Here is a 12094-nt window from a genome sequence, read left to right on the forward strand (position 1 = left end):
CAAATAAAAGCGCGTTTCGGGAAAACGCGCCTGCCTGCTGTGACTAGCGGTATTTCATATCAGGCGCCCTGACAGCGCAAGCTGATTGTCTTCGGTGAATACCCCAGGCGACCGAGGTTTCACGGAGTCTTAAGCGGTTACTGGGCGCGGGTTGCGGCCTCATGCGCACCATGCGCTGCGGCGCGTTGCGGTAACATTGCGCATTCCATCCAGAGTGTTCGACCGATCCAATGACCGGCAAGGTTTCCACGACAACGACGACATCGGCGGCCAAGGCGCGCACCGCCGGCAAGGGGCGCAAGGCCGCGACGCCCCGGTTGACTTACCTCATCGGCAGCCTCGACCGCATCCTGCACCGCGAGCTGACAGCGGCACTCGCGCCGCTCGGGCTCACGCTGTCCCAGTTCACTGCGCTATCGGTGCTCCAGGCGCGGGGAGAAGCGTCGAACGCCCAGCTTGCGGAGCGTTCGTTCATCACGCCGCAGTCGGCCAATGAAGTGATCAGGTCGATGGTGTCGCGCAACTGGATTGGCCGCGAGCCCGATCCCAACCACGGGCGCATCGTCGTCCTGCGGCTCACCGAAGAGGGACGCGACGTGCTGTTCCAGGGCATGAAGCTTGTGCAGGCCGTAGAGGACCGGATGCTGGGCGGCGTGGATGCGCAGTCCGCCGCTGCCGCGCGCGAGAGCCTCGAACGCTTCGTGCACAACCTGCGCCAGGGCTAAAACGCGCTCACGCCACACTTACGTCGCGCCGTGCAATCCGAGCAGACGGATCGCATTTTCCTTGAGCACCAACGGACGAACATCGGGCTTGATGTCCAATGTGGCGAAGTCTTCCAGCCAGCGGTCGGGACGGATCAGCGGGAAGTCCGAAGCGAACAGCACCTTGTGGCGCAGCAGCGTGTTCGTATATTTCACGAGCTCCGGCGAAAAGTATTTCGGCGACCAGCCTGAAAGATCGATATACACGTTCGGTTTGTGCAGCGCGATCGAGAGCGCCTGCTCCTGCCACGGCCACGACGGATGCGCGATGACGATCTTCATATCGGGAAAGTCGGCGGCCACATCGTCGAGATGGATGGGCTCGGAATATTTCAGGCGCAACCCGCCGCCGCCGCGCATGCCGGAACCCATGCCCGAATGGCCGCTATGAAACACCGCCGGCAACCCGTGTTCGGCGATCACCTCGTATAGCGGATACGCGAGCCGGTCGTTCGCGAAAAAGCCCTGCATGGTGGGGTGGAACTTGAAGCCGCGCACGCCGTGCTCCTCGATCAGCCGCCGCGCTTCGCGCGCGCCGAACTTGCCCTTGTGCGGGTCGATGCTCGCAAAGGCGATCATGATGTCGGAATGCTTTTGCGCGAATTCCGCGACTTCCTCGTTTGGAATGCGGCGCCGGCCGATGTTCGCCTCGCAATCCACCGTAAACATCACGAAGCCGATATTGCGCTCGCGGTAGTGCTCGATCGTTTCGGCAATGGTGGGACGCCTGCCTTGCTTGAGCACGGTGCCGAAATATTTGTCGGCGGCATCGTCGAACTCTTTCGCAAAGAGATCGGGCGGCTGGCAGCACGAAACTTCGGCGTGGACGTGCGTATCGATGGCGACCAGGCGGTCGAGGTTCATGGTTGTCTCCTTGTCTCTTTCGTTTGAGGTGGCTTCCGGCAGTCACGTGGCGCGCAGATTGCGCACGCAAGCGTGCAGCAGCCCTTGCAGGGATTGCGCCGCTTCGTGCCCGGTCTCTTCGAGCATGGCCCGCTCTATGCGATCGGCCTGGGCATTGCAGTCGTCCAGCAACGCCTCGCCGGTCGGCGTGAGCGATAGCAGGACAATGCGGCGGTTGGCGGGATCATGCTCGCGCGTGACCCAGCCGTTGGCCGCCATCGTTTTCACGACGACGTTCGCCGATTGGGGCGTGATGAACGAACGCTCGGCCAGTTGGGCGTTCGAGGCACGGCCTCGGGCGCGCAGCACGGAAAGGGCCGTGTATTGCGGCAGCGTCAGGCCATGTTGCGACAGCGCCTCGGAAAGCCGGCGCGACACGATGCGGTCGAGCTGGCCGATGAGGTAGGTGATGCGCAGGCCAGCGGCCGCGGGACGGCGCGCGGTCCCTTTCCCGGTACGTCCCGGGCGATCGGCGACGGTGGTTCTGGTACTCATGATCAAAGCGCGTTTAAGGGTTTGTACCGAAGCGGTCTCATTCTACTTTACATATCAGGCTACCTGATAGTACATTGATCTCAGGCCGCGTGTGCGGCAATGTTCACGGAGATGGAAAATGAATTACGAAGGTCGCTGGAAAACGGTCAAGGTCGCGGTGGAAGCCGGTATTGCCTGGGTGACGCTGAACCGTCCCGAGAAGCGCAACGCCATGAGCCCTACGCTGAACAGGGAGATGATCGATGTGCTCGAAACGGTCGAGCTCGATCCTGAAGCGCAGGTTCTGGTGCTTACGGGCGAAGGCGAATCATGGACCGCGGGCATGGATCTTAAGGAGTACTTCCGGGAAGTCGATGCGAGCCCCGACGTCATGCAGGAGCGCATTCGCCGCGATGCGAGCCGCTGGCAGTGGCAACTCCTGCGCATGTATTCCAAGCCCACCATTGCGATGGTGAATGGCTGGTGCTTTGGCGGCGGTTTCTCGCCGCTGGTGGCCTGCGATCTTGCTATCGCCGCCGACGAAGCCGTGTTCGGCCTTTCGGAAATCAACTGGGGCATTCCGCCGGGCAACCTGGTGAGCAAGGCGATGGCGGATACAGTCGGCCACCGCGAGGCGCTTTACTACATCATGACGGGCGACACGTTCACGGGCCAGCAGGCCGCGAAAATGGGCCTCGTGAACAAGAGCGTGCCGCGTGCCGAACTGCGCGAGGCGACGCTTGCGCTCGCCGCGAAGCTGCTCGACAAGAACCCGGTCGTGCTGCGCAACGCGAAGCACGGTTTCAAGCGTTCGCGCGAACTGACATGGGAGCAGAACGAGGACTATCTCTACGCCAAGCTCGACCAGGCCAACTACCGCGACCGCGAAGGTGGCCGCGCCAAGGGGCTCAAGCAGTTCCTCGACGACAAGAGCATCAAGCCGGGCTTGCAGGCCTACAAGCGCTGATTCAAGTGCGGTATAACGAAGGAGGAGACGACATGCACGAAACCGGGCTACTGATCGGCGGCGCGACCCGCTCCGCATCGAACGGCAAAACCTTCACGCGCATCAATCCGGCGACGGGTGCAGTGGCCACGCGTGCTGCGGCCGCCACGCTCGAAGACGCCGATGCCGCGGTCGCCGCCGCCGCGCGCGCCTTCCCGGCTTGGGCCGCGCTCACGCCGACCGAGCGCCGCAAGCGCCTGTCCGCCGCCGCAGACCGCATGGATGCGCGCGCAACGGATTTCATCGCCATCGGCGCGGCGGAAACGGGTGCCATGGCGAACTGGTACGGCTTCAATGTGATGCTCGCGGCCAACATGCTGCGTGAGGCCGCCGCCATGACCACGCAGATCGACGGCTCCGTGATCCCGTCCGATGTGCCAGGCAGCCTGGCCATGGCCGTGCGTCAGCCGTGCGGCGTCGTGCTCGGCATGGCGCCCTGGAATGCGCCGGTGATTCTCGCAACTCGCGCGCTCGCCATGCCGCTCGCGTGCGGCAATACCGTCGTGCTGAAGGCTTCGGAGGGCTGTCCCGGCGTGCACGCGCTGATCGGCGAAGTGCTCGACGAAGCGGGTCTGGGCGAGGGCGTCGTCAACGTGCTCACGCATGCGCCTGAAGACGCACCGGCCATCGTCGAGCGCCTGATCGCGAATCCGGCGGTCAAGCGTGTGAACTTCACGGGCTCGACACGCGTGGGCCGTATCGTCGCCGAGCTTGCTGCGCGGCATCTCAAGCCTGCGCTGCTCGAACTGGGCGGCAAGGCACCCGTGCTCGTGCTCGACGACGCCGATCTCGACGCGGCCGTGGAAGGCATTGTGTTCGGTGCGTTCTTCAATCAGGGGCAAATCTGCATGTCGACGGAACGTGTGATCGTCGATGGCAAGGTTGCCGATGTGTTCGTGCAAAAGCTCGTGGCGAAGGCGCGCACGCACAAGGCGGGCGATCCCACGCAGCCGGGCTCGATACTGGGTACTTTGGAGAGCGAAGCATCGGCGCGGCGCATTCGTGCGCTCGTGGAAGACGCCGGTGCGAAGGGTGCGAGTCTGCCGCTGGGCTGCGAGGTGAACGGTGCGATCATGCAACCGGTGATCGTCGAAAACGTCACGCGCGAAATGAAGCTTTACGCCGACGAATCGTTCGGCCCGGTCGTCACGGTGCAGCGCGTGGATGGCGACGAAGAAGCGGTGAACGTGGCGAACGACAGCGAGTACGGACTGTCGGCCGCGGTGTTCAGCCGCGACATCGCGCGCGCGATGAACGTCGCAAAGCGCATCGAATCCGGAATCTGCCATATCAACGGGCCGACCGTGCACGACGAAGCGCAGATGCCGTTCGGCGGTGTGAAGGCGAGCGGCTATGGGCGCTTCGGCAGCAAGGCGTCGATTGCCGAATTCACCGACCTGCGCTGGATCACCGTGCAGACCGGCCCGCGCCACTATCCGATCTGAACGATACGGACGCGCGCCCCATCGCGACATGACATGAACTACCGGGCCGGCTGCGCCGCTACCTTGCGCGGTCCCGGCACCGGTTTGCAAAGGAGACAGGCTTTGGAACCGGAGCCGACCCAAACCCAGCCGGCCTTCGCAGGCTATCGTGCCGTCGCCATCGGCACGGCTGCGCCGCAGATCGAGCGGCGCGGCGACTGCTGGTATCTGCGCTCGACCGAGCCGCTAGGCGACTACCCCGAACGCGTGACGGATCGCCTCGTCAGCGGCGCGCGCACGCATCCCGACCGCTGGCTCGTGGCACGCCGCGGCGCTGACGGCCAGTGGCAAGGCATCAGCTACGCGCAGATGCTCGAACGCGCACGCTCGATCGGTCAGGCTTTGATCGAGCGCGGATTGTCGGCCGAGCGCCCCGTCGCGCTGCTCTCGGGCAATGATCTCGAACACTTGCAGATGGCGTTCGGCGCACTGTGGGCCGGCGTGCCCTATGCACCGATTTCCCCCGCTTATTCGCTCGTATCGAGCGACTTCGGCAAGCTGAAGCACGCGCTGGGCCTGCTCGATCCGGGCCTCGTGTTCGCGGCCGACGGCCCTGCCTTCGCGGCCGCGCTCGACGCCGCGGTGCCCGAGCATATCGAACGCATCGTCGTGACACCCGCTGGCAGTGGCCGCCGCGAAACCTCGTTCGCCGACTTGCTGCAAACGCGCGCGGGCAGCATGGAAGAAGCCCTGGCGCGCGTGAATGGCGACACGATCGCGAAGTTCCTCTTCACCTCCGGCTCGACACGCCTGCCCAAGGCCGTGCCCACGACGCACCGCATGCTGTGCAGCAATCAGCAAATGCTGCTGCAGACGTTCCCGCAGTTCGGCATCGAGCCGCCGGTGCTGGTCGACTGGCTGCCGTGGAACCACACGTTCGGCGGCAGCCACAACGTGGGCATCGCGCTTTACAACGGCGGCACGCTCTATATCGACGACGGCAAGCCCGTAGCTGGCCGCTTCGAAGAAACCTTGCGCAATCTGCGCGAAATCGCCCCTACGCTCTATTTCAATGTGCCCAAGGGCTGGGAAGAGTTGACGGCCGCGCTCGAAACCGACGAGCGCCTGCGCGAGACATTCTTCTCGCGCGTGAAGATGTACTTCTTCGCGGGCGCGGGGCTTTCGCAGGCCGCGTGGGACCGGCTCGAGCGCGTGACGCAGGCGCATTGCGGCGAGCGCATCCGCATCATGGCGGGCCTTGGGATGACCGAAACGGCGCCGTCGTGCCTCTTCACGACCGGGCCGGTGATGGGCGCAGGCTATATCGGGCTGCCCGCGCCGGGCTGCGAGACACGTCTCGTGCCGGTCGACGGCAAGCTCGAAGCGCGTTTTCGCGGGCCCAACGTGATGCGCGGCTACTGGCGCGCGAACGAGGCGGACCGTCATGACGTATTCGACGAAGAGGGCTACTACCGCACCGGCGACGCCGTACGTTTCGTCGACCCGGCGCGCCCCGAGCTGGGCCTGCTGTTCGACGGCCGCATTGCTGAGGATTTCAAGCTCAGCTCCGGCACGTTCGTGAGCGTCGGGCCGATGCGCGCGCGCATCGTCTCCGGCGGCGCGCCGTATGTGCAGGACGCCGTGATCGCCGGCATGAACCGCGACGACATTGGCGTGCTGATCTTTCCGCGTCTCGACGAGTGCCGCCGGCTCGCCGGTCTCGACGCAGGTGCTTGCGCGCGCGATGTGGTGGACGCGCCCGCCGTCCGTGCTTTTTTCACTGACCTGATGGAGCGGCTCAATCGCGATGCGACCGGCAGCGCAACGCGCATCACGCGCCTTCATGTGATGGACGTCCCGCCTTCGCTCGATCTCGGCGAGATCACCGACAAAGGATCGATCAATCAGCGCGTCGTATTGAGCAAGCGTGCGGCGCTCGTGGAGGCGCTGTATGCCGCGCGTGACGGTCACGATACGCGCATGCGCGTGCTCCTCTCGTCGCATCTTCAGCATGTCTAAGGGGTGGTGACGATGAGTCTCGACTATCGGGCTCCGCTGCGCGACATGCGCTTCGTGATCGACGAATGGATCGACGCGCCCGCGTGGTGGCGCAGCGTGCCTGCGTGGGAAGACCTTGACAGCGCGATGGCGCAGCAGGTGCTCGAAGAAGCCGCGCGTTTTGTGACGGAGCGCATCGCACCGTTGAATTCGGCGGGCGATCTCGATGGATGCCGCTTCGAGAACGGCGAGGTCTTGACGCCCACGGGCTTTCGCGAGGCATACGAGGGCTTCGTGGCGGCGGGCTGGCCCACGCTCGCGCTCGACGTCGACGCGGGCGGCCAGGGCTTGCCGCAACTGCTCGAAGTAGCGCTGCAGGAAATGCTCGCCGCCGCCAACCATGCGTGGCTGATGTCGCCCGGCCTCACGCACGGCGCCACGGCGTGCCTGCTGGCGCACGGCTCCGATGCCATGAGGCGCGACTGGCTGCCGAAGATCGCGAGCGGCGAGTGGCTCACCACGATGTGCCTGACCGAGCCGCAGGCAGGCAGCGACCTGGCGCTGCTGCGCGCAAGGGCGACCGCCGACGCGGCGCACGACGCATGGCGCATCGACGGCAACAAGATTTTCATCAGCGGCGGCGATCACGATCTCACCGACAACATCGTGCACCTCGTGCTCGCGCGGCTGCCCGATGCCCCGACGGGCACCAAAGGTCTCTCGCTCTTCGTGGTCCCGAAGTGGATCGTCGATGACAGCAGTGGGAAGCGCGTGGCCAATGGCGTGCATTGCGAAGGCATCGAAAAGAAGATGGGGCTCAAGGCGAGCCCGACCTGCTCGATGCGGTTCGAACAGGCGCTGGGCTGGCTCGTTGGCGAGCCGCATCGCGGCCTCGCTTCGATGTTCGTGATGATGAACGCCGCGCGCTTGCAGGTTGCGATGCAGGGTGTGGGCCATGCGCAGCTCGCCTGCCAGCGCGCGCATGCCTACGCGCACGAACGCGTGCAAATGCGCGCCGTGAGCGCACCTGCGAACTACGGGGGCGAGCCGGGGCAGGCCGCGCCGATTGCGCTTCATCCGGCCATGCGGCGCATCCTGCTCGACCTGCGCTCGACCGTCGAAGGCGAGCGCGCCATCGGCTACTGGATCGGCTACTGGCTCGACGTGGCCGCGCGCCACCCGCACGCGGGCGAGCGCCAGGCTGCGAGCCAGCTCGCCTCGCTGCTCACGCCCATCGCCAAGGCGTTTTTCACCGCCAACGGGTTCGCGGCCGCATCGAGCGCGCTGCAGGTATTCGGCGGCTATGGCTACATCCACGAATACGGCGTCGAGCAGACCGTGCGTGACAGCCGCGTCGCGATGCTTTACGAAGGCACGAACGAAATTCAGGGCATCGATCTGCTCGTGCGCAAGGTGCTGGGCGACGGGGGCGAGGCGTTGCGCGCGTTGCTCGCGCATATCACCGGGGAGGCCGCGCGATGTGCGGCGTCCGGCGACTGCGCGCTTCGCGACGCGGGCGTCCGGCTCGATGCGCTGGCCGCTAGCGTTCAGCGCGTCACGAACGAGATCGAGCAGGGCAGCGCGAGCGATCGCGAGTTGCCCTACCGCGTCGCTGACGACTACCTCGCGCTGCTCGGCTGGCTGCTGCTGGCATTCGCGTGGGCGCGAACGCTACGCATAGCGCTGAACGCGCCCGTCGACGATCCGTTCTATGCCGAAAAGCGCATCACGGCCCATTACTTCTTCGCTTATCCGCTCGCGGCGTTCGATCATCGGCTGAAGCTGATCGAAGCCGGGTGCCGCGCATCGCTCCCGTACGCCGGACAGGCTTTCGTCGATTAGCAGCACGAATCTATCGAGACAGCAGCCAGCGAGCGTCGACGTCGTGAACGATGGCGCGTTTCCACCAGGAAATGCGGCGCATGCGGTCGCGTATCAGAGATCGAGCACGAGCATGGGCGTGCGCGAGCGCGAACAGCACGGCAGCAGCTGATCGTTGGCGGCGCGCTCTTCGTCGGTCAGGTAAAGATCGCGGTGGTCCGGCTCGCCTGACAACACGCGCGTGAGGCAGGTGCCGCACACACCTTGCTCGCAGGAGATAGGCACCTCGATGCCGCCGGCGCGCAGCGCCTCGACGATCGTCGTGCCCGCGGGGACATCGATCACGCGCTGGGAACTGGCCAGCGTCACCTGGAACGCGCCGCTTTCGTCCGCGCCAGCGTCGGTCTGCTGCGCGGCGCCGCCGAAGTACTCGCGATGCACGTTCTTCGCCGGCCACCCCGCGCTTGCCGCCGCGCCGAGCACGGCGTCGATGAGGCCCGCAGGGCCGCAGACGTAGAGGTGCTTGCCATCGTTTGGCTGGGCGAGCACGCGCGCGAGGTCGATGCGCGCGCCGGAGCCTTCGCTGTCGAAATAGAACCGTGTGTTGTCCGCGAAGCCCGCTTCGGCAAGACGCTCGCCAAAGGCGGCGCGCTGCGGGTCGCGCGCGCAGTAATGCAGCTCGAACGCTCGGCCCGCTTCGCGCAACTGCTCGGCCATGGCCATGAGCGGCGTGATGCCGATACCGCCCGCGAGCAGGACGGTGTGGGTAGCCTGTTCGTCGAGCGGAAAGTGATTCCTGGGTGTACTGATTTCCAGCGTCGCGCCCGCGGCTAGCGCGTGCATGGCGACGGAGCCGCCACGCGAGGCTGCCTCGCGCAGCACGCCGATACGGTAGACGCCGCCTTCGGACGGGCGGTTGCACAGCGAGTACTGCCGCACGAAGCCGCCGACATGAACGTCGATATGCGCGCCCGCCGCGAATGGCGGGAGTGGCGTATCGTCGGCGCTCGCGAGTTCAAAGACGCAGATGTCGGTAGCAACGGGAATCTTGCGGATGAGAGTGACTTTCATGAGGCGTCTGTTCGTAAGAACGAGGGCGGCCGCGCGCATGCGCGCGGCCCTGGCGTCAGACGGTTTCGGTCGTGGCGCTGCGCTCCGCGGCGATGAGCCGGTCGAGCACGCGCCGTGACTGCACGCCGCCCGCGTCGATATTGAGGCTCAGCAGGCGGCGCTCGGGCCATGTGAGGAGGTTGCGCTGCTGCGACTCGAGCATCTCGAGATCCTCGGCGAAGATCTTCCCCTGGCCCGCCCGGATCGCTTCGGTGAGCGACGCGTCGTGCACGGCGAAACTGCGCGCCATGCCCCAGAAGTACCAGATCGACGTTTCCGTCTCGGGCGTGATGAAGTCCACCACGATGCTCGACGCCTTGTCGCGCGCATCGGCGTCATACCCGCCCTTGCCTGCGTGCGCCACGCCCACTTCGATCATCACGTGGCTGGGCGGCGAGAAGTGGCAGATCTGCCAGCGGTCGCAGGGCACGTTGTCGGCAAGGCCGTTGCCGCGCAGCGCGGCGGCCCAGAACGGCGGCGGCATGATGTTGTGCATGAAGCGGCTGGTGGTGACCACGTCGCCGTTGACGGTTGTTTTGGGTGGCGCTTCCTCGATCTCGGCCTGGCCGATGCTCGATGCGTGGACATACGTCTCGTGCGTGAGGTCCATCAGGTTATCGATCATGAGGCGGTAATCGCACCGGATGTGATAGAGGCCGCCGCCATAGGCCCAGCCAGGATTGCCGGCCCATTCGAGGTGATGGATCTTCGCGGGGTCGGCCTCGGCTGCATCGCCGGGCCAGACCCAGATGAAACCATGGCGCTCCACGGCCGGATAGCTGCGCACCGCCGGTATGCCGCCCACGCGTTGGCAAGGCATGCTCACGCACTTGCCGCTTCCGCCCACGGTGAGGCCGTGGTAGCCGCATACCAGGTGGCCTTCGCGCACGCTGCCGAGCGAGAGCGGGGCGCCACGGTGCGGGCAGAAGTCTTCGAGCGCGGCCACACTGCCTTCGGCCGTGCGCCAGAACACCATGCGTTCACCGCAGATTTGCCGCCCAAGCGGCTTGCCGTCGATTTCATCGGGCGTGCACGCGACGTACCAGGCGTTTTTCAGGAACATATGTCTCCTCCGGGGCGCTTCAATGCGCTTTTGTTCATGGTGGGGGGGGGCGGCACGCCGTGCCGCCGTTCGTATCGAACCGCGAAACGCGTTGGCGAGCTAGCAACAACGCAGCGTCAACGCAGCATCAACGGGTATTGCGGCGAATGAGGTTGCCGCCAATCAGCCTCGTCATCGCGCGCTGGTTTTCGAGCACGCGCCGCAGGTTCTGATGGGCGATATGCGAGTGCTCGCGCATCAGCGCTTCGGCGCGTGTGCCTTCGCGGTTCTCGATCGCTTCGAGCACGGCGCGATGCTGGGCCTGCGCGACGATCAGCGTCTCTCTCGCGCGCGGGTCGAGCGACTGCACGACCACGAACGCGCTCGCCGACGCGAACGGCAAGGTGGCGACTTTCTCGATCTGCCGCGCCACCACTTCGCTATCCGAAGCAATGGCGAGGAGGCGATGAAAGCGTCGGTTTGCTTCGACATAGTGCGAGAACGTCTCCTCGCTCAGTTCGCCCACGAGCAGCTCGTCGATTTCGTCGATGCAGTCGTGCAGATCGCGGGACATCGAATGGGTGATGCCGCGCTCGGCGGCGAGGCGGGCGGCCAGGCCTTCGAGCGTGCCGCGCAGCTCGATGGAGTCGCGTATTTCGTTTTCCGAAAACGAGCGCACTGCATAGCCCCCGCTCGGAATCGGCTCGAGCAGCCCTTCCTCCTGAAGGCGCATGAGCGCCGCCCGCACCGGCGTGCGGGAGACGCCAAGACGCTCGACCACGCCGAGTTCGGAGATGCGCTCGCCGGGCGGCAGCTCGCCGCCGAGTATCAGTTCGCGCAGCCCGAGCTGGGCCTTGACGGTTTGCGAGGCGGCAGAGCCGGCGCGCGTGCTGGTTGGCGTGTCGTCGATGCTGTTCATGCGTAGCGAGGAAATGGAAGCGAATGCGGTGAGCGGCCGGCGAAGGCTGCTGACTACGTCTCGATGTGTACAAATTGTATACAGCGTTTCCATCGATTCAACTGGTTTCCCTCCAAATTACGGGTAAACGTGGAGAGGAAAGCCGTTTGAAAAAGACAAATTGTGTACATTGAAGAGGCGCTGGATTGCGCTGGCTCCTCGATGAGGCAGTAGCGTTGGGAGTTGAAGCGGATCGAGTGCGCTGCGCACGCGGGTAGAAGCGGCACCGTTTGGTCGGAATCAGGCGCCGGGTGAACTACAGGTGAGCCCGCCACGCCGCTCCCGCCGCAACGGCAAGGGGAGCGGCGTGGGGATCGTTCAATGCGACATTGCGCCGGATGCCGGATGATCCATGCCCATCGCATCGCCCTTCGCGGGCTTGCTCATGGAGTCGTGTTTCATCCCATCGGTCTTGCTCATCGTATCGTGCGACATGGCATCCTTGCCCATGGTGTCCTTGTGCATCGAGTCCTGCGACATGGCGTTGTTCGACATCGCGCCGCTCGCTTGCGCGAACGCGGTGCCCGCCGTGATGCTCAACAGGGCGGCCGACATGGCGATTGCTGCAATTCCGGTCTTCTTCATTTCACTGCT

11 protein-coding genes are annotated in these 12094 nt (G+C 65.3%); 5 read left to right on the top strand and 6 right to left on the bottom strand.

The window, feature by feature from the left end:
* The first annotated feature begins 230 nt into the window (after positions 1-230).
* Positions 231-725: a MarR family winged helix-turn-helix transcriptional regulator gene (locus BMI01S_RS17360; RefSeq protein WP_028231214.1), complete on the top strand. Its 495-nt coding sequence runs from the start codon at positions 231-233 to the stop codon at positions 723-725.
* Positions 726-743: 18 nt separating this feature from the next.
* Here BMI01S_RS17360 and BMI01S_RS17365 read toward each other — a convergent pair whose 3' ends face one another.
* Together BMI01S_RS17365 and BMI01S_RS17370 are read right to left on the bottom strand one after the other, a co-directional pair.
* The gene (locus BMI01S_RS17365; protein ID WP_028231215.1) at positions 744-1628 is read right to left on the bottom strand and encodes an amidohydrolase family protein; all 885 of its coding nucleotides are present in this window, start codon (positions 1626-1628) and stop codon (positions 744-746) included.
* A gap of 42 nt (positions 1629-1670) precedes the next feature.
* Complete coding sequence (locus tag BMI01S_RS17370) at positions 1671-2162, bottom strand: MarR family winged helix-turn-helix transcriptional regulator (protein WP_042290004.1); 492 nt, start codon at positions 2160-2162, stop codon at positions 1671-1673.
* A 118-nt stretch (positions 2163-2280) separates the two neighbouring features.
* Between BMI01S_RS17370 and BMI01S_RS17375 the strand changes: the two genes are divergently transcribed.
* The 4 genes from BMI01S_RS17375 to BMI01S_RS17390 all read left to right on the top strand — a co-directional run bounded on the left by BMI01S_RS17375 (position 2281) and on the right by BMI01S_RS17390 (position 8411).
* Positions 2281-3108 carry a p-hydroxycinnamoyl CoA hydratase/lyase gene (locus tag BMI01S_RS17375; protein ID WP_028212367.1) on the top strand — a complete coding sequence of 276 codons (828 nt, stop codon included), beginning with the start codon at positions 2281-2283 and terminating at the stop codon, positions 3106-3108.
* 32 nt (positions 3109-3140) lie between these two features.
* Positions 3141-4592 (top strand): aldehyde dehydrogenase, encoded by a 1452-nt coding sequence (locus BMI01S_RS17380; RefSeq protein ID WP_028231216.1) that lies wholly within the window; start codon positions 3141-3143, stop codon positions 4590-4592.
* A gap of 102 nt (positions 4593-4694) precedes the next feature.
* Complete coding sequence (locus tag BMI01S_RS17385) at positions 4695-6590, top strand: feruloyl-CoA synthase (protein WP_028231217.1); 1896 nt, start codon at positions 4695-4697, stop codon at positions 6588-6590.
* A 12-nt stretch (positions 6591-6602) separates the two neighbouring features.
* Positions 6603-8411, top strand: a complete 1809-nt coding sequence (locus BMI01S_RS17390; RefSeq protein ID WP_028231218.1) for an acyl-CoA dehydrogenase — start codon at positions 6603-6605, stop codon at positions 8409-8411.
* A 93-nt stretch (positions 8412-8504) separates the two neighbouring features.
* Here BMI01S_RS17390 and BMI01S_RS17395 read toward each other — a convergent pair whose 3' ends face one another.
* The 4 genes from BMI01S_RS17395 to BMI01S_RS17410 all read right to left on the bottom strand — a co-directional run bounded on the left by BMI01S_RS17395 (position 8505) and on the right by BMI01S_RS17410 (position 12085).
* The gene (locus tag BMI01S_RS17395) at positions 8505-9461 is read right to left on the bottom strand and encodes a PDR/VanB family oxidoreductase (protein ID WP_028212371.1); all 957 of its coding nucleotides are present in this window, start codon (positions 9459-9461) and stop codon (positions 8505-8507) included.
* A gap of 55 nt (positions 9462-9516) precedes the next feature.
* Complete coding sequence (locus BMI01S_RS17400) at positions 9517-10563, bottom strand: aromatic ring-hydroxylating dioxygenase subunit alpha (protein ID WP_028231219.1); 1047 nt, start codon at positions 10561-10563, stop codon at positions 9517-9519.
* A gap of 127 nt (positions 10564-10690) precedes the next feature.
* Positions 10691-11461 carry a GntR family transcriptional regulator gene (locus tag BMI01S_RS17405; protein ID WP_028231220.1) on the bottom strand — a complete coding sequence of 257 codons (771 nt, stop codon included), beginning with the start codon at positions 11459-11461 and terminating at the stop codon, positions 10691-10693.
* 357 nt (positions 11462-11818) lie between these two features.
* Positions 11819-12085, bottom strand: a complete 267-nt coding sequence (locus BMI01S_RS17410; RefSeq protein ID WP_028212374.1) for a pentapeptide MXKDX repeat protein — start codon at positions 12083-12085, stop codon at positions 11819-11821.
* Positions 12086-12094 lie beyond the last annotated feature (9 nt).

Origin of the sequence: Paraburkholderia mimosarum LMG 23256 = NBRC 106338 (genome assembly GCF_000739815.1) — a bacterium.
GTDB classification, from domain to species: domain Bacteria; phylum Pseudomonadota; class Gammaproteobacteria; order Burkholderiales; family Burkholderiaceae; genus Paraburkholderia; species Paraburkholderia mimosarum.